Annotated in this window: 21 protein-coding genes; 13 read left to right on the top strand and 8 right to left on the bottom strand. The window is 36.4% G+C overall.

Going from position 1 to position 25177, the window contains the following annotated elements:
* Nucleotides 1-31 precede the first annotated feature (31 nt).
* A complete protein-coding gene (locus ODR02_RS18375; RefSeq protein ID WP_309513002.1) occupies nucleotides 32-943 on the bottom strand; it encodes a DUF4349 domain-containing protein in 912 nt (303 codons plus the stop codon).
* A 208-nt stretch (nucleotides 944-1151) separates the two neighbouring features.
* Between ODR02_RS18375 and ODR02_RS18370 the strand changes: the two genes are divergently transcribed.
* Nucleotides 1152-2510, top strand: coding sequence for an acyl-CoA dehydrogenase family protein (locus ODR02_RS18370; protein WP_309513001.1), 1359 nt, complete (start codon nucleotides 1152-1154; stop codon nucleotides 2508-2510).
* Nucleotides 2511-2622: 112 nt separating this feature from the next.
* On the opposite strand, the gene ODR02_RS18365 is transcribed toward ODR02_RS18370, so the two are convergent.
* From ODR02_RS18365 to lon, 3 genes are all read right to left on the bottom strand, one after another.
* Entirely contained in the window at nucleotides 2623-3000 is a 378-nt protein-coding gene (locus ODR02_RS18365) for a DoxX family protein (protein WP_209786702.1), read from the bottom strand.
* Nucleotides 3001-3131: 131 nt separating this feature from the next.
* Nucleotides 3132-4244 carry an AI-2E family transporter gene (locus ODR02_RS18360; protein ID WP_034692644.1) on the bottom strand — a complete coding sequence of 371 codons (1113 nt, stop codon included), beginning with the start codon at nucleotides 4242-4244 and terminating at the stop codon, nucleotides 3132-3134.
* A 207-nt stretch (nucleotides 4245-4451) separates the two neighbouring features.
* A complete protein-coding gene (lon, locus tag ODR02_RS18355) occupies nucleotides 4452-6857 on the bottom strand; it encodes an endopeptidase La (protein ID WP_209786703.1) in 2406 nt (801 codons plus the stop codon).
* Nucleotides 6858-7117: 260 nt separating this feature from the next.
* Here lon and ODR02_RS18350 point away from each other — a divergent pair, with 260 nt between their 5' ends.
* The 12 genes from ODR02_RS18350 to ODR02_RS18295 all read left to right on the top strand — a co-directional run bounded on the left by ODR02_RS18350 (nucleotide 7118) and on the right by ODR02_RS18295 (nucleotide 21708).
* Entirely contained in the window at nucleotides 7118-9271 is a 2154-nt protein-coding gene (locus ODR02_RS18350) for a SurA N-terminal domain-containing protein (RefSeq protein ID WP_309513000.1), read from the top strand.
* A 129-nt stretch (nucleotides 9272-9400) separates the two neighbouring features.
* Nucleotides 9401-10351, top strand: a complete 951-nt coding sequence (locus ODR02_RS18345) for an MlaD family protein (RefSeq protein ID WP_309512999.1) — start codon at nucleotides 9401-9403, stop codon at nucleotides 10349-10351.
* A gap of 8 nt (nucleotides 10352-10359) precedes the next feature.
* Nucleotides 10360-11697 carry a (Fe-S)-binding protein gene (locus ODR02_RS18340; protein WP_309512998.1) on the top strand — a complete coding sequence of 446 codons (1338 nt, stop codon included), beginning with the start codon at nucleotides 10360-10362 and terminating at the stop codon, nucleotides 11695-11697.
* A gap of 89 nt (nucleotides 11698-11786) precedes the next feature.
* Nucleotides 11787-12572: a (Fe-S)-binding protein gene (locus tag ODR02_RS18335; protein WP_047377320.1), complete on the top strand. Its 786-nt coding sequence runs from the start codon at nucleotides 11787-11789 to the stop codon at nucleotides 12570-12572.
* A 20-nt stretch (nucleotides 12573-12592) separates the two neighbouring features.
* Entirely contained in the window at nucleotides 12593-13723 is a 1131-nt protein-coding gene (locus tag ODR02_RS18330) for a hypothetical protein (protein ID WP_309512997.1), read from the top strand.
* 111 nt (nucleotides 13724-13834) lie between these two features.
* Nucleotides 13835-14323: a hypothetical protein gene (locus ODR02_RS18325; RefSeq protein WP_209786707.1), complete on the top strand. Its 489-nt coding sequence runs from the start codon at nucleotides 13835-13837 to the stop codon at nucleotides 14321-14323.
* 98 nt (nucleotides 14324-14421) lie between these two features.
* Nucleotides 14422-15555 (top strand): glycosyltransferase, encoded by a 1134-nt coding sequence (locus ODR02_RS18320; protein WP_309512996.1) that lies wholly within the window; start codon nucleotides 14422-14424, stop codon nucleotides 15553-15555.
* A 5-nt stretch (nucleotides 15556-15560) separates the two neighbouring features.
* The gene (locus ODR02_RS18315; protein ID WP_309512995.1) at nucleotides 15561-16814 is read left to right on the top strand and encodes a polysaccharide biosynthesis C-terminal domain-containing protein; all 1254 of its coding nucleotides are present in this window, start codon (nucleotides 15561-15563) and stop codon (nucleotides 16812-16814) included.
* Nucleotides 16815-16880: 66 nt separating this feature from the next.
* Nucleotides 16881-18779, top strand: coding sequence for an asparagine synthase (glutamine-hydrolyzing) (gene asnB, locus ODR02_RS18310; RefSeq protein WP_309512994.1), 1899 nt, complete (start codon nucleotides 16881-16883; stop codon nucleotides 18777-18779).
* Nucleotides 18780-18817: 38 nt separating this feature from the next.
* Nucleotides 18818-19336, top strand: coding sequence for a hypothetical protein (locus ODR02_RS18305; protein WP_209786711.1), 519 nt, complete (start codon nucleotides 18818-18820; stop codon nucleotides 19334-19336).
* Nucleotides 19337-19402: 66 nt separating this feature from the next.
* Nucleotides 19403-20671: a serine--tRNA ligase gene (gene serS / locus ODR02_RS18300; protein WP_209786712.1), complete on the top strand. Its 1269-nt coding sequence runs from the start codon at nucleotides 19403-19405 to the stop codon at nucleotides 20669-20671.
* Between the two features lie 335 nt (nucleotides 20672-21006).
* On the top strand, nucleotides 21007-21708 hold the full coding sequence (locus ODR02_RS18295; protein WP_309512993.1) for a hypothetical protein: 702 nt from the start codon (nucleotides 21007-21009) through the stop codon (nucleotides 21706-21708).
* A gap of 66 nt (nucleotides 21709-21774) precedes the next feature.
* Here the strand turns inward: ODR02_RS18295 and ODR02_RS18290 are convergent, their stop codons facing one another.
* The 4 genes from ODR02_RS18290 to ccoG are packed head-to-tail and all read right to left on the bottom strand — an operon-like array spanning nucleotide 21775 to nucleotide 25171.
* Nucleotides 21775-22518 carry a hypothetical protein gene (locus ODR02_RS18290; RefSeq protein WP_309512992.1) on the bottom strand — a complete coding sequence of 248 codons (744 nt, stop codon included), beginning with the start codon at nucleotides 22516-22518 and terminating at the stop codon, nucleotides 21775-21777.
* A gap of 19 nt (nucleotides 22519-22537) precedes the next feature.
* Nucleotides 22538-23263: a sulfite exporter TauE/SafE family protein gene (locus ODR02_RS18285; protein WP_309512991.1), complete on the bottom strand. Its 726-nt coding sequence runs from the start codon at nucleotides 23261-23263 to the stop codon at nucleotides 22538-22540.
* A complete protein-coding gene (locus tag ODR02_RS18280; protein ID WP_309512990.1) occupies nucleotides 23254-23706 on the bottom strand; it encodes a FixH family protein in 453 nt (150 codons plus the stop codon). Before ODR02_RS18280 ends, ODR02_RS18285 begins: the two co-directional genes overlap by 10 nt.
* 10 nt (nucleotides 23707-23716) lie before the next feature.
* The gene (ccoG, locus tag ODR02_RS18275; RefSeq protein WP_309512989.1) at nucleotides 23717-25171 is read right to left on the bottom strand and encodes a cytochrome c oxidase accessory protein CcoG; all 1455 of its coding nucleotides are present in this window, start codon (nucleotides 25169-25171) and stop codon (nucleotides 23717-23719) included.
* Nucleotides 25172-25177 lie beyond the last annotated feature (6 nt).

The following is a 25177-nucleotide window of genomic DNA, read 5'->3' as shown; positions in this document are numbered from 1 at the left end:
TGATGATAACCAATTGGTTAGGAGTGTTTTTTTATCCCTGAATTTTGGACTGTTCAGATTTTAAAGTTTTTCTTTTTCTTAAAAAATAAATGATGGCTGCTGCAATTAACAGAATAGGCCAGACATTGATAAGTCCAATTATAATTCTCTGAATCAGATAGAATCCGTAAACAAAGCCATCTTTAGCATCATAAATGAAATTGTATTTATATTGATTATCGATGTTTGTGGTATTGGTAACAGCAATTTCAGCGATACGTAATTGAGGTTCTTTGATGTAGATATTAATAGTACTGTATTTCAAATCATCTGTCATATTCATACTTGACAGTTTTTGAAGGTTTCCTTCAGACATATTCTCGTCATCAAGCTTTACCTTGTCCTTATTTGTTTTCAGTTTGTTAATGTTCTCAGAAGTTTTTTGATTTCTTTTTCCTTCCAGTTCAGAATATTTGATATTCGCAGTCACGTCCTCCGCATTGATAGATCTTGAATTCAAAAATAATTTGTTTGTATTGATTGCCGTCAGCAGTTCACCAAGCTTTTCCGTAGGAATACGTACCTGCATTCTATTCTCTGTCTGATATTTTTTGACCAGCATAGCTTCTTCACTAGATGTATTGTAGGTGTTTTCAGAAACTACGTTACTTTGAAGATTGCTATTGGTGACAAAACCTCCAAGCTCCTGTACAGATTTTTCAATGGCAATAGTGGTATTATACACATCTTTTACCTCCATATTGACATCTGCAGTCTTGATAAACTGTTTGTCTTTTACTTTCATACTGGCTACCGAGGAGATGCTATCCGAAACAACAACAGCAGCTGAGTCTGTAGTAGCATAAGCTTCAAGATCCGTTGAGGCAACTTCACCCTTTTTACATGAATAAATTCCTAATAAAAGAGCAGCAGCCAGAGATAGTTTAATGTAAGTAGTTTTCATAACGTTAATTTTTATTGTTTTCCTGAGATCAAAGTTCAGTCAGGATCTTTTGTAACGCTTGAAAATCAAAAGTAAAAAGCTTGTAAACAAAATAGGTTGTTTTAATTCGTTGAAATTAAGTGTTTTGTAAAACTATGGTAAGCTTTGCCCTTTGTTTTCGGAGCAATTTTTGCTTATCTTTTACAAACCAAAACTACAATCTATCATTATGTCGAATACTTTTTCCAAAATCAGAAACGCAATAGAATTATTTACTTCCATAGATTTCGATCAGTTGAGTGCCATTTCTAAAAAGGTAGATCTGCCCAAACTGATGCAGAATTTCTCAAAACTGGATGATAAACAGCTTTCCGGGCTTATGAAAATGCTTGATCCCGAAAAGAAAAAGAAAGAACTACCTCCCATAGATGGAGACTTTTATGATATTTACCATACGCTTACTCCGGAACAGCGTGAAATTCAGCTTAAAGTGAGAGCATTCATGGAAAAAGAAGTAAAACCTTTGGTAAACCATTACTGGCTCAGAGATGAATTCCCTTTTGAACTGATTCCTAAATTCCAAAAACTTGATATTTGCGGCGTTACCTATGAAGGTTACGGTTGCCCGGGAATGCCTTTCCTGATGGAAGGAGTTATTGCGATGGAAATGGCAAGAGTAGATGCTTCCATTGCAACATTTTTCGGAGTACAGTCTGGATTGGCGATGGGTTCTATTTATATCTGCGGATCTGAAGAACAGAAACAAAAATGGCTTCCGCAGATGCAGAAGTTTGAAAAAATAGGCGCTTTCGGGCTTACGGAACCGGAAGTAGGTTCAGGCGCAGCAGGAGGACTTACAGTGACCTGTAAACAAACACCGGAAGGCTGGGTTCTTAACGGCCAGAAAAAATGGATTGGAAATGCCACATTCGCGGATCTGATCATAATCTGGGCAAGAGATCTGGACAGCGGAGAAGTGAAAGGATTTATTGTAGAAAAAGATAATCCGGGATATGCTGTAGAAAAAATCAAAGGGAAAATGGCTTTAAGGATTGTCCAAAACGGATTAATTACTTTAAAAGACTGTCTGGTAACCGAGGAAAACCGTCTGCAGAATGCCAATTCCTTTAAAGATACCGGAAAAGTCCTGAGAATGACCAGAGCAGGAGTAGCATGGATGGCTACAGGTTGTGCACGTGGTGCCTATGAAAGTGCTTTGGACTATACCCGAAAAAGAGAACAGTTTGGAAGACCTATTGCCTCATTTCAAATGATACAGGGACATTTGGTAGAAATGCTGTCTAACCTTACTGCCATGCAGACTATGGTTTTCAGACTGTCCGAAATGCAGGATGAAGGAATTTTAAAAGATGAACATGCTTCGCTTGCAAAAGTTTTCTGCACACTCAGAACAAGAGATATTGTTTCCAGAGCAAGGGAAGTGATGGGAGGAAACGGAATTCTGCTGGAATATGATGTTGCAAGATTTGTTGCCGACGCAGAGGCTATTTATTCTTATGAAGGGACAAAAGAAATTAATTCGCTCATCGTAGGACGATCGATTACAGGTTTCAGTGCTTTTGTATAGGGAGCAGGTGGCAGATAATAGGTTACAGGTAGTGAAAAGCAACAATAGGCTTCATCTGAAGTTTACTGGTACTGCAACCTGCAACCTATTACCTACAATCTATTGTCTGCAATTACGAAACTAAATGGTCGTATTTTTCCTTATTATCAATAATCATCCAAAGGTTAATCAGAAACATAATTCCAGCAATGCTCATTCCCATGGGAGATTTATCCATCGTGAAAACATGGGTGACAATTCCCACCATGACAGGCAGAATAACAATGGCACCTAATGCTCTTGTTTTTGGGAAAATAAATAATAATCCGCCAATGATTTCCACGATACCTACCAAAGGCATCAGCCAGCTGATTTCTCCAAAAGCAGCGAAGAGTTTCATCTGCTCAGGAGTGGGTTTCTCCATGGGCATATAATTAAAAAACTTGTTAAGCCCGGCATTAATAAACATAAGCCCGAAAAGCAAACATAAAATGAATTTTATTACTTTCATGATTGATGATTTTATATCAAATGTAAAATAAAAATAGGATATATTGTATTTTATTTAACATGAAATATGAAATCAATCATTAATGTGTGTTAGTGGTTGTTTTTGTGTAATTTCTCCTCCATTATCCACGGTCAATCCATTTCCTTCAGCGTAATATTCTTGGAAATCTTATAACTTTTCTTCTTTTTATGAGGTTTTGGTTCTTCTCCGAGCAATCTCCCCCAAGGTTTGAGATCATCCACTCTTTCACAGATAATCTTAATAATAGCAATGGCCGGAATACACAAGAACATTCCTGCAATTCCCCAAAGATGTTCCCCTAAAAGGATTCCAATAAAAGAAAATAAAGCATTGATTTTTACTTTAGAACCCACAACAAATGGAAGAACAATATTACCATCTACAGCATGAATCGCAATATATCCTAAAGCAACATAAATACATGTTGAAGGAGTAGAAGTGGCAAATGCTATAAAACAGGAAATTAAAAGTGAGATAAAGATTCCCAGATATGGAATAACGTTTAGTAATCCTGTCAGAACTCCTAATAGAATTGCATATTTCACTCCCAGAATCGTAAGGAGGGTAGAAGTAAGAACAGATACGATAATTACCTGAAGAAAGAGCCCGAAGATATATTTCTTGGTCATGATTCGAATCTCATTCACGGCTTCCTGTACACTCGCTTTATGTCTTTCGTTAAAAACGGTAACGATGAAATTATTTAAAAGTCTTCTGTAATTTAAAATAAAGATAAAAAACAAGGTGAAAAATATAATGAAGCCGAATCCTGTTGAAAAAATCCCAAATGTAAAACCTAAAATGACTCCCGAAGAAGACAGTAGTTTAGTTAATCCCTGGTTAATGTAATCCACCTGTTCATCCACTTTCACATTAAATGTTTTCGAAACCCAATGTTGAAGGCTGTTAAAAACAGTAGTAAACTGTTCCTTGAGGTGTGGAAGATCCTTACTGAAATCAGAAAGCTGATTGGTAAAGAAATAAATGATACCACTTAGAATCATCAGCATAATAAACACTGAGGTCATGGTAGACATTGATCTTGGAAATCTTAACTTTCTTTCCATAAAAGTTGCTGCTGGCAAAAACAGCATAGCCATAAGGAATGCCAGAAAAAACGGAGCTAAAATACTCTGTCCTAATGCCAGAAGATAGCCAAGTCCAATGATGGAAACCACCACGAGCGTAAGCTTGACAAGGAAAGGAAGTCTAAGAAAATTCATAATGTAAAAATATGCAGTGTGGAATAAAAATAAGAAAACCCGTGTGAATTGAAAAATTTTTTATTCAATCCTTCAGGATTTTCTTGTATTGTATCAAATTTTATTCCACCCAGCCAGGTTGATTGTGATTTTTTACCTAAAACAGAAACACGCTCTGAATTTCAGAACGTGTTTCCTTATTGAGAAGTTAATATGTTATAAGTTGTTTTATTCTTCAATGGCAATGTCAATGACTTCTTCCATTCTGTTGACGTAGTGTACCCTCAGGTTTTTCAGATAATCTTTTTTGATCTCTTCTACATCTTTTCTGTTGGCTTCACAAAGAATAACATCTTTGATACCGGCTCTTGTTGCAGCCAGCAGCTTTTCTTTGATTCCTCCTACCGGAAGTACTTTCCCTCTTAATGTAATTTCTCCCGTCATGGCAAGGTGGGGTTTTACCTTTTTGTTTTTGAATGAAGAAACCATAGAAGTCAGCATGGCAATACCCGCAGATGGTCCATCTTTAGGGGTCGCTCCTTCAGGAACGTGCACGTGGATATTTTTCTTTTCAATGTCTTCCTGAGGAATTCCCAGCTCATCATGCTTAGCTTTAATATATTCCAAAGCAATAGTGGCAGATTCTTTCATCACCGTTCCCAGGTTTCCTGTCATCGTTAAGGCTCCTTTACCATTGCTTAAAATACTTTCAATATAAAGAATATCTCCGCCTACACTTGTCCATGCAAGCCCAGTCACTACACCAGGAACTCCTGTGATTTCAGATAAGCTTTTCGGTCTTGGAACGCCAAGGATTTCATCTACTTTTTCCAATGAAATTTTTGGATCATATTCTTTTACCAGTGCTGTCTGAAGCGCTACCCATCTTCCAACGGCCGCAATTCTTTTTTCCAGCGTTCGTACTCCACTTTCTGAAGTATGTGCTTCAATAATATGTTTAAGCTCTGCATTTCCGAGTTTAAATGATTTTGCATCCAGACCATTTTCCTCCTGTTGCTTTTTAATTAAATGTCTTTTAGCGATCTCAATCTTTTCTTCCAAAGTATAACCGGCAATCTGAATAATTTCCGTTCTGTCTAGAAGAGGAGTTTGTATCGTTGAAAGTGAGTTAGCCGTAGCAATGAACATTACTTTAGATAAATCATAACCCATTTCCAGGAAGTTATCGTAGAAAGATTTATTCTGCTCAGGATCAAGAACTTCCAAGAGTGCTGAGCTTGGATCCCCGTGAAGACCCTGTCCGATTTTATCAATTTCATCAAGAACAATCACCGGGTTTGAAGTACCAGATTTTTTGATAGACTGCAAAATTCTTCCCGCCATAGCACCGATATAGGTTTTTCTATGTCCGCGGATTTCACTTTCGTCATGAAGCCCTCCTAAAGATAATCTTACATACTTTCTTCCTAAAGCATCTGCAATGGATTTTCCTAAAGACGTTTTACCTACTCCGGGAGGCCCTACCAATAATAGAATTGGAGATTTCATGTTGTTTTTTAATTTTAAAACAGCCATGTGCTCCAGAATTCTCTTTTTAATATCTTCCAATCCGAAGTGAGCTTTATCAAGCACTTTTTCAGCCTTAGCAATATCAAAAACATCTTTTGTGTATGTTTCCCAAGGAAGATCCGTAAAGAAGTCCAGGTAATTTCTCTGTACATTATAGTCCGGAGAATTAGGATTCTGACGTTGCAGTCTGCCGATTTCTTTCTGGAAATGTTCCTCTACTTCCTTACTCCATTTTTTGGTTTTTGCCTTGGCTATCAGGTCCTCAACATCGCTTTCAGGTCCGCCGCCCAATTCTTCCTGGATGGTTCTGATCTGCTGATTCAGAAAATATTCTCTCTGTTGCTTATCAAGATCCTTTGAGGTTTTCTGATGAATCTGATTTCTCAATTCCAGCTTTCTGAAATCCTCATGCATCATTTCATAACACTGATTAGCTCTGGTCATCAAACTTTTCTCTTCAAGAAGCTTTTGCTTTGCTATGGAAGAAAAATTAGCATTGGTACAGATGAAATTCAGAAGATCATCATTGTTATTAATATTTTTGATGGCAAAGTTCGCGGCATTGGGAATATTAGGATCCAATTCAATAATCTTTAATGCAAGATCCTTGATGTTCTCCAGCAATGCTTCGTACTCTTCCTGATCTTTAGGTCGGGTATCTTTTAATTTTGATATTTCTGCTTTGAAATAAGGTTGGTTATCAATGATCTTTTTAATCTTAAACCTGTGGAATCCTTTGGTAATAGCCGTAATATTGCCTTCCGGCAGCTTAATGATCTTAATGATCTTAGCCAGCGTACCTGTAGAATAAATATCTTTTTCGGAAGGTTGTTCCAGATCCGAATTTTTCTGGCTTACAATTCCAATAAAATCCCCGTTCTTCTGTGCTTCCTCAAGAAGCTGTATCGAGGTTTTTCTTCCTGCAGTAATAGGGATTACCACGTTAGGGAACATAACCATATTTCTTACCGGAAGTATAGGGAATATTTTCTGCTCGGAATTTTTATCAGTCTCTGCGAAGTCGGAAAGATTGATTTCTTCAGCTACGATATCAAATCCGTCACTGATCATTTCTTCTAAACTAATATCTTCAAATTCTGTCATAGTCAATCGAATGACAAATTGTCATTTTCGTTTTTTATCGTTATAAGGATTTTTTATAATATACTCTGAAAACGTGTGGCATATTATAATATTCTAAAGATGCACAATACTTATGCCATTTGTTTTTTACTTAAAAATACGGTCAAAATTTCCTTTTTTAGTTAATCTTTGCATTAAAAATCAAAATAAAGCAGTTCTGTTTCTGTAATTTCTTAAAAATGTGTATTTTCGCAAACTGATAAAAAACTATAATTTATAAAATGGCAATTTTAGGACAGATTAGGAGTAAGCCTTGGCTTTTAATGGGAGTAATAGCCTTAGCGCTTTTGGCGTTCTTGGTGAACCCGGATAGTATCGACAAGGTTTTTGGTAAGAATCCTGACGTTTTAGGAAAAGTAAACGGTGAGAAAATCACCCGCGAAGAGTTCAATGATCAGCTTTTCGTGTTGCAGCAGCAGGCTGAACAGCAAGGTCGTCCGAAAAACGGTCTTGAAGAGCAGGCTTGGCAGTTACTTGTACAATCTAAACTTATCAAACAACAGTTTGAAAAATTGGGCTTTGAAATGACTGATGATTATTTCTGGAATCAAATCCAGTACGATCAGATGTTTGCCCAGAATCAACAGTTTTTTGATGAGAAAGGTAATTTTAAAACTCAAGAGCTTAAAAAAGAAATTGAAACATTACAAAACACCAATCCTCAAGGATATACTCAATGGTTGAAAACAAGAAAGACAATCGAGTACAGACTTATGGCAAGACAGGTGTTTACTAATCTTTCAGCAGGTATTACTACAGGTAAGAAAGAAGCTGAAGAATTGATGAAGCAGAGAGATCAGCTTGCAGATATCGACTTTGTAAAAGTAGATTATGCAGCGTATCTTCAAAAAACAAAGATCAATGTTTCCACACAAGATCTTGCTGATTACATCAAGCAGCACCCTGTAATGTTCAAAGCAGAGCCAAGCAGAAATATCGGTATTGTATTTTTCCCATCTAAACCTAGTGCAGCAGATGATGCCGCAGTTCTGAAAGAAATTACCAAATTATATTCAGGAGGTACAGATGCAAGTGGAGGAACTGAAAACTTCCAGAATACTAAAAACGATTCTATGTTTGTGGCGGCAAACTCTGATGCTCCATTCAATCCCCAGTATTTGAATCCTGCTCAATTGCCCCCAACAATCAAAGATCAGATCACGGCAGCAGCAGTTGGTCAGACTTTTGGTCCTTATAAAGAACAAGATGTATATGTAGTCTCTAAATTGGTTGGTAAAAGACCTTCAGATTCTACTTTATCAAGACATATCCTTATTGCATTCAAAGGAAGTCCTGCAGGTGAAGGAGTAACAAGAACCAAAGAGCAGGCTAAGAAATTGGCAGACTCTATCGGGGCTATTGTAAAAGCGACTCCTGCTAAATTTACAGAATTCCTTAAGCTTTCAAGCGATCCGAATTCTGCAGCACAAGGCGGAAGCTTAGGATGGACAACTCCGGAAACACCTTTTGTTCCTGAATTCCTTGCTTATCTTGCAAGCAATCCTAAAGGAGCTACAGGTGTAGTAGAAACACAGTTCGGTTATCATATCATCAATATTGAAGATAAGAAATCAGGATCAATGGGGTATAAAGTTGCTAACCTTGTGAAAGCAATCAAACCTTCAGATGCTACTGAAGCTGAAACAGACAAAAACTCAAGAAAATTCATTCAGCAGGTTCAAGGGAAATCTTTCAACGATTTCGTGAACATTGCTAAGAAAGGAAACTATCAGTTCTCCAATCCAAAAGCAGCAAAAAGATTTGAAGGTCAGCTTCAGGGCTTAGGTACTGAAAAAGATGCTGATATCCTTACTTGGGCTTTCGATAAGAAAAGAACAAAAGGAGATACTGAATTATTTACAGTAGACGGAACAGGAGATAAAATTGTAGTATATCTGAACGGAAAACAGGATGCAGGTCTTGCTGATCCGGAATCGGTAAGAGACCAGATTGAAGTTCTTGTTAAAAATAAATTGGCAGCAAAACAAATCTCTGATAAAATTGCAGCAGCAAAAGCTTCTAGTTTAGATCAGATTGCTAAGTTGTTTGCCGCTCCAAAACAATCTGCTCAGGTAAATCTACTGAACCCTTCAGTAGCTGGTGCTATGGAACCTAAAGTAGCTGGTGCAGCATTCGGTGTTGCAAAAGGTAAACTTTCTAACCCGGTTGAAGGAGGAACAGGAGTTTATGTTTTGATTAAGAAATCAGAAACAGTAAACAAACAGCCTGGAGATCTTAAGCAGTTTACAGAATCTCTTACTCAGAGAAATGCAGGAATGTTCGGACAGGCTTGGATGAAGAGTCTTCAGGACAATGCAGATATCGAGGATTACAGAATTGAGATCTGGAATAAGCTGGGAAATCAGCAACAATAAGAAATTCATTTCTATAAATATTAAAAGCGACAAATTTTTTTGTCGCTTTTTTTGTATTTAACGCAGAACAATAAAGGAAAAGATTTATTTAAAATGTATTATATTTGCTTATTAGAAAAAAATTAGCAAGTGAAGTTCAGTAAAGAATTAAAAGCTGGTGTGATTGCACTTCTAGCTATTGTAGGCTTTGTGGTGTTGTTTCAGTTTATGAAAGGGAAAAGCCTTTTTACTACCGACAATATATTTTACGCAAAATATGATAATGTAGAAGGTCTGGCACAGTCTTCGGCAGTCTCTATTAATGGTCTGAAAGTAGGACAGGTAGATAAGATTATTCCTATAACTGCAAAAGATGGAAAAATTAATTTTGTCGTAAAAATTACAGTTGATAACAAATTCGAGTTTTCAAAAAATTCATCATTGGAGATTTTTGAACCAGGATTAATGTCTGGTAAAGAAATGAGAGTAAACCTTATGTATGGAGGCCCTACTGCAAAGGACGGTGATACCCTGAAAGGAGCTTTCAAACTTGGAACACTGGGAAGTCTTTCTTCTCAGGTAGGTCCGGTAAAAGATCAATTACAGGTAGTATTACACAGAGTTGACTCTTTAATGGCCAATGCAAACCAGGTTTTTGACGCTCAGAACAGAGCTGAAATAAAAGCTTTATTAGCCAACCTTAATAAAACAGTAGGAGCATTACAGTCTACCGCAGGAAGTGTAAATACACTGGTAGGACATAACGATCCTAAATTGCAGAAAGTATTGGATGATGCAAGTCTTACCATGCAAAGCGGAAAGGTGACTTTGGATAAATATGGAAATCTGGCTCAGAGTATTGATACTAAACAGTTGAATGCTACTATTGCCAATTTAGATGCTACTGTAGGTAAATTGAACCAGGTAATTGGCGGTATAGATAAAGGAGAAGGAAGCTTAGGCAAACTAATGAAGGATGAGCAGCTTTATAACAACCTGAATTCAGCTTCTTCCAATTTAAATTCATTGATCGAAGATATGAAAGCGAATCCGAAGAGATACATCAACTTCTCGGTTTTCGGTAAAAATAACAAAGACTAATACGCCTTATGCAGTACATCGATAACATTATTTTCCTGATTTTATTAGTGGCAGGATTCGGACTTTTTGCCAAAAGCCTGCAGAAGATCTATAGAAATATCAGATTGGGTCACGAAATCAATAGAAACGACAGAAAAGGAGAACGTTGGGAAACTATGGCTCGTGTAGCTATGGGACAAAGTAAAATGACGGCACGTCCTGTAGCTGGAGTTTTACACCTTTTTGTGTATGTAGGTTTTGTGATTATTAATATCGAATTAATAGAAATTGTTGTTGATGGAATATTTGGTACACATCGTTTTTTATCAAGTATTTTCGGACATACATTTTATAATTTCTTTACTGCAACCTTAGAAGTTTTAGCACTTTTGGTGGTTATTGGGGTTGTCATTTTCTTTATTCGTAGAAATTTTTACGGAGTGAAGAGATTGACGATGAAAGAACTTTTTGGATGGCCTAAAAATGATGCAAACTGGATTTTGATTATTGAATTTGCTCTGATGATGGCTTTCTTTATGATGAATTCATCAGATTTTATTTTACAGTCGAGAAGTGTTTTACCAGAACATGGAAGCTTCCCGATCAGTGAGATGACATTGGTTCCGTTTTTAGAGATCTTCAGTTTTGATAACGGATTTTTGATGTTCACTGAGAAAGCGGCATGGTGGTTTCACTTTGTAGGAATTCTTTTCTTCATGAACTACCTTTACTATTCAAAACACCTGCATATTATCCTTGCGTTTCCAAGCACATGGTATGCAAATCTTGATAAAAAAGGAAAATTCAACAACCTTGAATCTGTTACAAAAGAGATCAAATTAATGATGGATCCTAACGCAGATCCTTATGCTGCTCCGGCTGAAGGAGCAGAAGCAGATGTACCTTCTAAATTCGGTGCTGAAGATATCTTTGACCTGAACCAGGTACAGTTGCTGAACGCCTATTCTTGTACAGAATGCGGACGTTGTACTTCTGTTTGTCCTGCTAATATTACCGGGAAAAAACTTTCTCCAAGATTAATCCTTATGAAAACAAGAGATCGTTTGGAAGAAGTAGGGAGAAATATCGATCAAAATGGAAAATTTGTTGACGACGGTAAAAAACTATTGAACGACTATATCACAAAAGAAGAACTTTGGGCTTGTACCACATGTAACGCATGTACAGAAGCCTGTCCGGTATTGCTTGACCCGCTTTCCATTATTTTTGAAATGAGAAGATTCCTGGTGATGGAACAATCTGCTGCTCCACAGGAACTGAATCTGATGATGACCAATGTGGAAAATAACGCTGCTCCTTGGCAGTATAACCAGGCTGACCGTCTGAACTGGGCAACAGAAAACTAGATAATTAATCAATTTGAATATTTGAAATTGATACCAGTCTAGATCATTTTCAAATCTCCAAATTCTCACATTTTCAAACTGAAAAAGAAATGGATTTCAATATAAAAACAATGGCAGAATATGCTGCCGAAGGAAAAGCCCCGGAAGTTTTATTTTGGGTGGGATGTGCGGGAAGTTTTGATGACCGTGCTAAAAAAATTACAAAAGCATTTTGCAAGATATTAAATAAAATAGGTGTTGAATTTGCAGTTCTGGGACAGGAAGAAAGCTGTACCGGAGATCCTGCAAAAAGAGCCGGAAATGAATTTGTTTTCCAGATGATGGCTCTTACCAATATCGAAGTATTGAATGCTTACGAAGTAAAGAAAATTGTAACGGCTTGTCCACACTGTTTCAATACTTTGAAAAATGAATATCCAAGCTTAGGTGGACACTTTGACGTGGTACACCATACTCAGTTCCTTAAAACATTAATGGAAGAAGGAAGGCTGAAAATTGAAGGAGGTGCATTCAAAGGGAAAAAAATTACTTTCCATGATCCATGTTACTTGGGACGTGCCAATGACGAATATGAAGCGCCAAGAATGCTTCTTGAGAAATTGGATGCAGAACTTGTAGAAATGAAACGTTGTAAAACCAACGGACTTTGTTGTGGAGCAGGAGGTGCACAGATGTTTAAAGAGCCTGAAAAAGGAAATAAAGACATCAATATTGAAAGAACAGAAGAAGCTTTATCTTTTGAACCTAAGGTAATTGCTACAGGATGTCCTTTCTGTAATACCATGATGACAGATGGGGTAAAACATTTTAACAAAAATACTGAAGTAGCCGTAAAAGATATTGTTGAACTTCTTGCTGAAGCAGAAGACTTATAATCTTATAAAAGGTTATGAAGGTGAAATGGAGACTCTCCTTTTTATTGATCATTTCAATACTTGCTCTTCTTACATTCTGGAATTATCAAAACAGAGTATATGATTGGGATATGCCGGGCTACATGGGAAGTATGTATACATCTGAGTTCCCGGATTCACCAGATAAAGTTCGAATCATTACCTATCAGGAAATAAAAAAAGAGGCTCCTGCAGAACATTATACAGACATCATCGGAATAAAGCAATGGGATATTCCAAGGCAGTATTTCGTAAAAAATACACAATCTTTTACAGAACAATTACCCTATTTTCAGATTAAAGTAGGGTATATTCTTGTTATCACTCTGTTTTATAAGCTTGGGCTTTCATCTCCAATGGCAGTCCTGTTTACCAGTCTTATTTCGTACTTTTTTTCAGGGGTATTATTATTTTATATTCTAAAACTGCTGTTTCCGAAGAAATATTGGCTTGCGGTAGTATTAACGGTTGCTTCCATGCTATTACCACCCATGACCTACATGTCCAGAGTTTCTACACCTGATATGTTTATTTTTCAGTTTATGCTGATCTTTATTATTGGTTTGCTCAAAAAATGGAGTAAATGGGCCATGTTTGTGCTTCTTTTTGGGATTACTTTTATACGGCCGGATTATATTACATTCACTCTCACCTATATTATCGCTGTTTTCTTTTTCCAGTATTTTCGGGAAAAGAAAATTGATGTTTCCTTTATCGCACAGGGAACAGTTCTTCTGATCATGTACCTGATCATTATTAAGTTTTATCATTATCCTGGATGGAAAGATCTCTTCTATGATACCTTTATTGATAGAAGACCTATTATCTCAACACATCCTATTGATGTTAGTTTAAAAGACTATCTGAGTATTATTTACATTAAAATTATCTACTTTAAAAAAGTAACGCTATCCGTAGCCATTATGATTGGAGTTATATTTTGGCGCTCCAAAGATGTTTGGGTAAGAATGATCTCAGTTCTTTTTCTGATCAATGTGTATATCAAATTCTTTTTCTTTCCGCAGTCAGCAGCGTTAAGATTTTTCTTTCCGTTTATTTTTCCGCTTTTCATGATGATGCTTTATGTGCTGAGCAAAAAATACAATGATCTTAAACTGGAGAAAATTGCGTAATTTTGTCTTTTAGAAGATAGGGATTTTACCATCACTGTTCAATTCATATTCTGTTCAATAACCGGAATTGATGATACGTGTTCAGGTTCCTGAAAAATAAATATTTACATTATGAAAATCGAAGAATCTAATATTGTAGAAACCAACGACTACAGAGTTATTATATACCCGGCTTCAAGACCTTTTGAAACCAAAGAAGCAAAAGCTATCACTGAAAAACTTTTTGATTTCCTTGCCACATGGGCTGCTCATGGAAAACCGCTTTCTTCTTCATTTAAAATTGAAAAGAATCAGTTTATCATAGTATGCGTAGATGAAGAAAAAGAAATGGCTTCAGGATGCAGTATTGATGCTTTAGGGAAGATCATGAGAGAAATTGATGAAGAGTATCAACTAGGGCTTTTTGACAGAATGAAAGCAAGTTTTGTTGAAAATGGGGAAGTGAAAACTTTAAAATTAATAGATTTCAAAACGAAGCTGAGAGCTGGAGAATTTTCAGAAGATATACAGGTTTTTGACTTCTCAAAAAATACCTATCTGGACTTTTTGAGTCACTTCCTGCTTCCTTTGGATAAGAGCTGGGCGGCTTCTATAAAATAATCGCTGTTATCCTGATACAGTAGAATAATCATAAAGTGGAAAATATATTTCCACTTTTTTGTTTTAATGTATATTTGTATAGATTCGAGTAGAGACTAATGCCTAAAGTACTTTTTTTAACGACTTCCCATAGCTATAATGATGACCGGATTTTTTATCATCAGGCCAAAGCTCTTAGAGATAATGGGTATGAAGTAAAAATATGCAGTTTACAGGCAGAGTATAAAGGTTTTATAGATGAAATAGAAATAGAATCTTATGCAGTCCTGGAGGAAAGTATAGACCATAAAATGGAGACTTTCCGGAAAGTCTGTAATGATTTTCAACCCCAATGTATCATCTGCTCTGAACCTCTGGCTATTGTAGCAGTAAGGAACTTTGTAAAAGAAAACAAGATAAGCTGTATCTATGATGTTACAGAATGGTATCCTTCCCTGTCTATGCTTCAAAAGTACCGGTTTCCGGCTAAAATTTTTCAAACCGTAAAATTTTCTCTTATCCAGTTGTATGCTGGTTTTTTAAGCACTCATTTCATTTTTGGAGAAACAACCAAAAAGTTTCCGCTGGCTTATTTTTTTGGATTCAAAAAACAAATGATTCTTCCCTATTATCCGGATTCTATTTATATCAAGGAAAGCATAAAACAGCTGGATACAGATACGATTACGCTCTGCTATACCGGTCAGATTTCTAAAGATAAGGGTATTGAAAATTTTTTCAGTACAATAGATAAGCTTCGTCAGAAAATGCCCACGCTTCATATCAGGATTCTGATTATCGGATCAACGGTAGATAGAGAGGATGAACTTTATTTTTCAGCATTACTGAAGCAATATTCTTTTGATCATATAGAGATCCGAAAGCCAACAGCTTTTGAAAGGTTTACAGAATCATTGGCAGAAGCAGATATATGCTTTGATCTTCGGGAAATTAATTTTGAAAACAATCATTCTCTGCCCATAAAACTGTTTTATTTTATGGGAGCAGGAAAACCGGTGATTTATTCAGATTTAAAAGGAATCCGGAAGCATCTGGGCTCACTTTCGTTTGGCCGTCTTGTAGATCCTCATCATGCCGAAGCTATTTCGGAGATTATCATCAATTATATCAGGAATCCTGAGTCATATCATGCACATGCTCTCAATGCCAGGAAAGAATTTAAAGAACAATATAATTGGGATAGAATAAAAGGTTCCTTCGTTGATTTTGTGAAAAGATCTATTGATAAATAATCACCATGCAGCTTACTATCATTAAAACATTTGTCTCCCGTTTTCTTATTCTGATCCTGAGTTTCGGATTGGTGATCTATTCTACGAATATGTGGGGTAGTGAAGGAAAGGGAACCATTTCTATTGTGGTTGCCAATGCTGCTGCTGTGAGCTTTTTCAGCAGTATTTTTTCGGGGAGCAGTGCTTCTTATTTTGCTTCAAGATTTAAAATAGAAAAAGTCTTATTGTATGCTTATCTGTGGTCTCTTCTCACAGGACTTCTGATCCCGTTTTTATTCAGTCTGGCTTCTATTCAGAGTGAATATCTTTTTTATCTTATCGGAATCTCTGTTTTTTCTTCCCTTTTGTCTACTAATGTCAGTTTGTTTATTGGAAAACAGGATATTAGAAAGTTTAATGTGTATACCGTTTTACAGCAGCTTGTACATATTATCTTTATCGGAATACTCGTATACTTGATTGGGAAAAAAGACGTTTCAGTTTACTTTCTTGCACAGATTGGGTGTCTTGCTCTTCTTTTCCTGACCAGCTTTTTTCAGATCATCAGAAAATGTAATATTTCCGAAATATCATTCTGTAAAGAGGTTGCCAGAAATATGTTTGAATATGGCTGGAAAACCCAGCTGAGTGCTTTCGTTCAGTTTCTTAATTACAGGCTTTCATTTTATTTCCTGGAATACTTTGAAGGCATCGCCAGCGTAGGGATTTTTTCCATTGGGGTCACTTTTTCAGAAGCCATATGGACGATTACCCGTAGTATCGCTGTCGTTTTATACTCTGATGTCGTTAATAGTAAAAGTAAGGAAGAATCCGTAGGGAAAACTAAAGAGTCTTTAAAGCTGACATTTATTTTAATGATAGGCTTTGTACTGGGAATCATTATTATCCCTTCCCAGGTTTATGAGATGATTTTTGGGAAAGAATTCAGAGAAACCAAAGAAATTATGCTCCTCTTATCACCGGGAATTTTTGCCATAGCCGTAAGTGATATGGTTGGGCATTACTTTTCAGGAATGAGAGAACTTAGAATTCTCAATGTTAAATCAATTCTCGGATTGGTCGTTACAGTGGTCTTTTCTTTCATTGCAATACCCAGATGGGGAATTTTAGGAGCATGTATTGCTACTACTTCATCTTATTTGGTTTCAGCTTTTCTGTTGTTCCGAAAATTTTATAGTTCCACCTCATTGAGTTGGAAAGATTATATGGTTTCCAAAGAAGAAATACAGCTTTTAAAACAAAAATTTTTGAAGAAATAATTACTCATTACACGAACGGAAAATAAAGTCATTTCCCTATTTTTACAAAACTATTAAGTCTTTACTATGTGCGGAATCAGTGGTTATTATTCATTTCATAAAAGTATTTCCTCAAAAAATATTCTGGAAATGAATCAGGCAATCAGACATCGCGGACCGGATGATGAAGGTTTCTGGTTATATGATCATAGCCATGGACTTTGTTTTTCAGGAAATGATTCTACTCAAAAAATTCAAGAACAGTTTCCGGTTTTACAGGAAATAAATTCCAATATTGCCTTAGGTTTTCGCAGGCTATCCATTATTGATCTTTCTGAAAAAGGCCATCAGCCCATGCTTTCAGAAGATGGGCAGATTGTTATTACATTTAATGGAGAGATTTATAATTTTAAAAAATTAAGAAAAGAACTTGAAATTTCAGGACATACTTTCCACAGCACTTCTGATACAGAAGTTATTCTCAAGGCTTATAAAGAGTGGGGAAATTCAACCTTTGCAAAGCTGGATGGGATGTTTGCGATTTGTATCGTGGATCTTATCTCCCAAAAGCTTATACTGGCAAGGGATAGAGTAGGGATGAAACCTTTATTTTATCATGAGAGTGAACAAGGGCTGGTTTGGGCTTCAGAAATAAAAGCATTACTGAAAAATGAATGGGTAAAACCAGAAATCAACTGGGATGGAGTGTATACCAATTTTCTTTTTCAGACCACACTGGCTCCACAAACCTGCTTTCAGCGTATTTTCTCTCTGGAACCAGCTTCCTTTATGAGCGTTGACTTAAAGAATCAAAAAATTATCAAAGAAAAATTCTGGAAATTACCTTCACCGTCTGCGGAGAATATTTCTCAGGAAGAAGCGGTAAAAAAAATAGACGAACTTCTTTCCGAAAGTATTTCAGAACAATTATATGCCGATGTTCCTGTAGCAGTTATGATGAGCGGTGGAATAGATTCTACCTTAATTGCTTCAAAATCAAAATCTTTTAATGCCAATATTAATACATACACCATCTCTTATCCGTTTTCTGAGGAAGAAGTGAAAAATGCGTCTCTGGCAGCTCAGCATTTTGGGGTTTCCCATGAAGTGAAGGAAGTAAGTGATGAAGAAGCGCTGGAACAGCTTAAAGAAAATATTCAGCATTTTGAAGAACCTTACAGCAGTTTTGAAGTCTTACTCAATGCAGCAAAATATGCACATGATAAAGATTTTAAAGTGGTGTTAAGCGGAAACGGAGCCGATGAGCTTTTTGCAGGCTATTCCCATACACTGAAGCTCAACAGATGGCTTCTGATGAGGAATTTTAATTTTCTGAGTCCATTGATCCTCACAAAAGACAAATTTTCGCAACGGGTGAAAAACTATTTCTCTCAGGATGATATGTTTGACTTTTTCAGACAAAGCCAGATCAGTATGATGCCTTTGGAAGCTAAAAGCCTTATACAGCCAGATATTTATAATAAAATTAATTCAGAACTTTCAGAGTATCATCTTTCGGAAACAAAAAACTATTCCGGATATTTTGAATATGATATGAAATATTCACTGTCTTCTCACCACGTTTTTCGTGATGACCTGAGTGCCATGAAATACAGCGTCGAATTTCGTTATCCCTATCTGAGTAACAATCTTATTAATTATGTATCAGCTCTGCCCCAGAATATTAGGTTTAATGGCATTCAGAATAAACCCTTATTACGTAAAACCGCGGAAAAATATCTTCCCGAATCAGTTTTGAATATGCCTAAAAAAGGGTTTTCATTTCCTGTTAATTATTTCATTAAAAACGAAAAAAGAGTAAGAGATTTTATTGTTGAAAATCTTGAAAGTTTAAAGAAGAGAAACTTCTTCAATGCTGCAGTGATTGATGAGTGGTGGAATCATCAGGAACATGAATACGACTGGGTGAAAATATGGCAGCTGGTTACTTTTGAGCTATGGTATCAGAAATATTTTGAAAAATAAAGAAGCTGCCTAAAGATTAATATTTTACCTTTGTATTTATGATGAAATATTTTTGGAGTATACTTGTTGCGGTTTTTGCACTGATCAGTTGCAAAAGTGATGATGATTCTTTACAGAGAATAGATCAGGTACTTAATATCTACATGAAAAACAGCGCTGGTCAGGATCTTCTGAACAGTAAGAAAACAGGATCTTTTACAGGATATTCTGTGAATGATGTTTTCGGAGCTAAAGATAATTCTCCGGTGAGCATTTCATTGAGAATGACAACTGATTCTCTGTTTTATATGGAATATCTTGCAGGCGCAAAAAGAAGACGTATGGATTCTATCAGCCCAGACAATCCGGGAACAGGAACTTCTTATTTCTCCAGAATGCAGATTACGTTTACTAAAAGTACGAATGTAGCTGATAATGTTATAGGATTACTGGAGGTTCAGTATCGTAATACGCCCACCGCATTTCAGGTTTCAAAGGTATTATATGACGGAAATGAAGTGTTTTCAAAAAATGCTGATGCACCAACTTCGATAAATACCGTTACGATCACAAAATAATTTTTAAATTTGTACAACTGTTAGCTGATTATAAGCTAAACATCTAATATTTAACATCTAAATAAAATGTTACAAGTCAATTTTTTGCGCGACAATAAAGAACGCGTTTTAGAAGGTCTTAAGAAAAGACAATTCAAAAATCTTGAGTTGGTAGACGAGGCTATCGCTGCCGACGAAGAAAGAAAAAGAATCCAGTTTGAACTAGATTCCCAGCTTTCCGAAATCAACAAAATCTCGAAAGAAATCGGACTTTTGATGAAAGAAGGGAAAAAAGAAGAAGCGGAATCGGCAAAGTCTAAAACAGCACAATACAAAGAGTCGAGCTCAGAATTGAAATCCCAGTTAGAAGGTAAAGAAAATGACTTACTGAATATTCTGTACCAGCTTCCCAACATTCCCAATGAATTGGTGAAGAGTGGTGCTTCTGCTGATGATAACGAAATTATTTTCCAGTCTCATCCTGTAGAAGGTCTTGGGGAAGGAGCAATTCCTCACTGGGAACTGGCAAAAAAATATAACCTTATCGATTTTGAATTAGGAGTAAAAATTGCCGGAGCTGGTTTTCCTGTTTATTTAGGAAAAGGAGCAAGACTACAGAGAGCTTTGGTGCAGTATTTCTTAGATAAAAACGTTGAAAAAGGATATACAGAAGTAAATCCTCCTCATGTTGTGAATGAAGCATCTGGGTTTGGTACCGGTCAGTTGCCGGATAAAGAAGGGCAGATGTATTATATCAACGAAGATAAATTATACCTTATTCCTACAGCAGAAGTTCCTGTAACAAATCTTTACCGTGACGTTTTGCTTGATGAAAAAGATCTTCCGATCAAAAATACAGCATTCTCTCAGTGTTACAGAAGAGAAGCAGGAAGCTACGGAGCTCACGTAAGAGGGCTAAACCGTCTTCACCAGTTTGAAAAAGTAGAGATTGTTAGAATTGAAAAACCTGAAAATTCTTATGCTGTTTTGGAAGAAATGGTAGAGCATATCAAAGAAATCCTTACAGATCTTGAACTTCCGTTCAGAGTGTTAAGACTTTGCGGTGGTGATACAGGTTTTGCATCTGCAATGACCTATGACTTCGAAGTATGGAGTGCTGCCCAGGAAATGTGGTTAGAAGTAAGTTCTGTATCTAACTTTGAAACATTCCAGGCGAACAGATTGAAATGCCGTTATAAAGGAGATGGTAAATCTCAGCTGGTTCATACTTTGAACGGATCAGCCATGGCATTACCAAGAATTATGGCTGCGTTGCTTGAAAACAATCAGACAGCAGAGGGCATCAAACTTCCTAAGAAGGTTGCAGAATATGCAAGATTTGATGTAATTAATTAATCAATAATGTTTTAAGATAAAAAAGACCACCATTTCGGTGGTTTTTTTATTTAAAATCTTCGGAGATACTGGTGTAGTATAAGTTAGCCATTAATTCGTGTACAGGTTTTCCTTTCTAGTTTTTTATTCTACATTTTTAGATATAATGTTTATTTTATTATTTCGTTAATCGATTATAATTTGAGTTTTATAAATTATTCAACTTTGTGAGAGTTAAATTATGTTTTTTTTATTCATTTATTTAGTTTTGTTGAGTCATTGATAGGATGACTAATTTTTTTATGTAAGTAATTAGTTACCAATACTTTATTAATATTAAAAATAAACACATTCAAATGAAGAAAAATTTTATTTTCGGAGGATTTCTGCTGTCATTAACAATGTTTGGACAGGTTGGGATCAAAACGGATACGCCTCAAAAATCTTTGCATGTTAATGGTTCATTACAGATTACGAACGAATTCAATGTAGGAGGAGATGCCAGAACGGCAGGTTCTGCAGGATCACCGGGACAGGTTTTAACGTCTCAGGGCGCTGGAATAGCACCCACCTGGAATTCTTTGCAGGCACTAAGTGGTCAAAGTTCTTTAGCCTTCAATATTTTTAGTACTGGAAAGACGGTGAATGGCTCTACAGTATTTAATTCAGTCCCGGGACTCAACTATACCTATACAGCTCCGGCTAATGGTGTTCTACTTATCCAGGCTAATATTTATACAGCATTGGGGGAAAGCTCCGGATCTGGAAGCCTTGTTTTCACCAATACGCAGATCGCCATAAAGGTTAATGGTATTGAAACATTTTATGGAATGTCAACACCAATAGGTAGCGGTAATCCTCCAGTGGCGGGAATGAACCCTGAAACGACAGGTATTATTGGTAAAATAAATGTTACCAAAGGAACTGCTTATGCTTTCGATGTGGTTGCAAAAGATGTTTATAAATATAATGGTACAACCGGTGCTTATGCAGGTACATTTACCTGGAATGTGTATTCTTCACAATCTTCTATTATAGCAACGTTAATTACTAATTAAACACATTATTTAATAAAAAATAAAGGCCCTGATCACTGATCCGGGCTTTTGTTTTTTTATTATTTTTTATTCAGTAATGATAATGATCTTTCTATCTGCGTTTTTGAATTTTGAATCTTTGTTATTCAGGGCTTTCAGATCATATTCTATCCTTACAGAATAATCGTCAACCTGTTTCAGCCAGTCATGTTTACCGGTGATTGATTTTATTTTACTTTCAAATTTTAAAGTTGTTCCGATATTTTTGAAAAACATCATCATCATTCCTTCCATTTTTTCCGTTTCCTCTTTAGAACCTTGAGAGCGAAGTACTTCCTCAATATTATTAAGATTGAAAAAATCGGTGTTAATGGTTAGTGTTTTACCATCCCAGGTATTGAGTAAATTTTGATCAAAGGGTAATTTTTCGTCTTTATTGAAATTTTTAATGATCTCATAATCATGGGGAGTAAAATGATCCATTTTAAAGGAAAATCCAGCGGGAATAGGATTGTTGCCATCTTTTGTGGATTTCAAAAAAACTTTTTTCAGCATTCTGAGCGTATCCTGATTTTCCGTTTTCAGTTTTCCTTCTTTCTTTAGAATATCGTGCATGCTGGTCCAGACTGTTGGGAATCGATCAAGCTCATTAAATTTCTCCTGTTTCAGGGAATCAGGAGTCATAGCCTGCATCTCTGCCATAAATTCTCTGGTATCTACATCAGTAATCATAGAGGTGGCTGTATCCTTATGATAGATTACTTCGGTATTAATGCTGCAGGATTGTAGGGTAAACAGACTTATTAAAAATAAGACGATTGTTTTCTTCATGGTATATTATACATTCTAATTAATGGCAGTTCACCGCTCCGTTGGGGTCTTTAATAATCGTCATTGCTTCAGCTTTCGGAGAAATATAAGGAATACCCAGTTCAAGACCTCTCAGGATGAATAATCCTCCTAAAATAATCATGATCACCGGAACAGCTTTTAGAACTTTTACCCTAAAGGCCTGATTCATGAGATTCCCGGCCAAAACAATGGCAAACATGAATGGAAGGGTTCCCAGACCAAATAAAGCCATGTATAAAGCTCCCTGCCATATTCCTCCGCCTGCTAGACTGGCGGTAAGTGCCATGTACACCATTCCACAGGGTAAGAAACCATTCAAAAGTCCTGTAGAGAATCTTGAACGATAATCTGCTTTCTGAAGAAGTTTTCCCAGGTTCATTTTTACACTGTACAGGAATTTGGAGAGGAAAGGAATTTTTGAAGCAAAATCTTTCCCGCCAAAGGAAAATACAGCCATAATAATCAGAAGAACACCAGCTGTAATAGTCAGATATTTCTGAAAACCTGCCATTTCAAATCCCTGTCCGATAATTCCCAGAAGCGCACCCAATAATGAATAGGTGAAAATTCTTCCGAATTGATAAGTAAGGTTCTGAAGATAGAAGTTAGCGGCCTGCTTTTTAGTTAATCCCATCGACAAGGCAATAGGGCCACACATTCCGATACAGTGAAAGCCGGAAGCAAAGCCTAAAGCAATAGCCGATACAATAAGTCCTATTTCCATATCACATCATAATCCATTCTATAGTCTGTTTTATCTTTGCTCCAACTTAATCTTAACGTGTAGTTTCCTACCTTCAATACCTGTGCAGGAATTGTGAAAGACTGGCTGGCATCAAGCTGTACAGATTTTTTGATGTCTAAATTCTGGTCGTCGGTTCTGTTCAAAACAAATTTTACCGTAGTATTTGAGTTATTATATTCTTTAGGAAAAGTAATTTTAATTCCCTTGGTGTCCTGGCTGTATACAGGTTTTTCCTGCAGATCATCAGCTTTTTTCTTGGCATCAATCACATCCTGGTACTTCAACTCTTCTTCGTAATAGTTATCTGTTACCATTTCAGAATTCTTCTGCCCGTTCGGGAAAAGAAACATCATGGATAATATAAAAACTATGAATGCAAGTAATGCAATTACAACACCGTGTCCCCAACTAAAGTTCTTCATTTTTTTCTAATTAAAATTGCAGTTTGAATGGTCCCTCAAAATATGTCTGGTATGAGTCTATCAATTTACCTTTCATATCATAAACACCAATGGTAATATTTTGTTTAGAGAGCTTCATATCATTTTCCGGGAAGCTGATATTGATGGTTCCCTTAGAAATTTTGTCTCTGTCTACCTGAATTTTACTTGATGCACTGTAAGTGATCTCACCATGGGCAGGATCTATTACTTTGATGGTGACGATTTTTTTCTCGTTCGTTTTATTAAGGAAGGTATAATTATAGGTATTGGTAATTTTACCGTCTCTTACAAAGAATGTACTTCCTGCAGGTTTGATGAATTTAGCCTCCATCTCACCACGGCTATACAGTAGATATCCCAAGAAACCTACAAGAAGGAAAAGAAATATACTGAAACCTTTCATTCTTCCTGTAAATTTGAACTGAGTTTCTTTTTCAATTTCGTTCTCAGAAGCATATCGGATCAGTCCTTTTGGAAGACCTACTTTTTCCATGACTTCATCACAGGCATCAATACAGGCAGTACAGTTGATACATTCCAACTGCTGTCCGTCTCTGATATCAATTCCGGTAGGACATACCACTACACATTGATGGCAGTCTATACAGTCTCCTTTGCCGGCCGCTTTTCTGTCTTCCCCTTTTCTCCATTTTGATCTGTTTTCTCCTCTTTTGAAATCGTAGAAAACATTGATGGTATCTTTATCAATCAATACTCCCTGAAGTCTTCCGTACGGGCATACCAGTGTACAAACCTGTTCTCTGAACCATGCAAATACAAAATAAAATGCAGCGGTAAGAAGAATCATGACAATAAAATTAGTTGGATGGGCAAATGGCCCTTCACCAATAATTTTAAATACCTGTTCATATCCTACGATGTACATGAACATAAAGTGAGTAATAATCAATGAAATGATAACATAAACCGTCCATTTCAAGCTTCTTTTCCAGATTTTCTCACTGTTCCACTCCTGTCTGTCCAGCTTCATCTGCTTGTTTCGGTCACCCTCAATCAGATATTCGATTTTACGGAAAATCGATTCCATAAAAATTGTCTGAGGGCAAATCCACCCGCAGAAAATTCTTCCGAACGCAATCGTAAAAACAATAATGAAGATTAAAGATGCGATAGCACCCAAAGTAAGGATAAAAAAGTCCTGTGGATAGAAAGGCTGTCCAAAGATGAAAAATTCTCTGTCTATGACGTTGAATAGTAATAATGGGTTACCATTGATCTTGATAAATGGTAATGCAAAATAAATGATTAATAAGAGATAGCTTACAATGTTTCTATAGTTGGTGTATTTTCCTTTAGGTTTTCTTGGAAATACCCATCTTCTCTTTCCGGATTGCTCCATTGTCCCTATAGAATCTCTGTAAGTCTCAGGGTCCAGAACCTGTCCCTGTCCGCCGCGTACTTCTATTTCTTCTATGTCTGACATATATAA

The sequence above is a fragment of the Chryseobacterium sp. CFS2 genome, from assembly GCF_036543225.1.
GTDB classification, from domain to species: domain Bacteria; phylum Bacteroidota; class Bacteroidia; order Flavobacteriales; family Weeksellaceae; genus Chryseobacterium; species Chryseobacterium culicis_A.
Note: the sequence above shows the minus strand (reverse complement) of the source record. Positions and strands in the feature narration are given on the sequence as shown.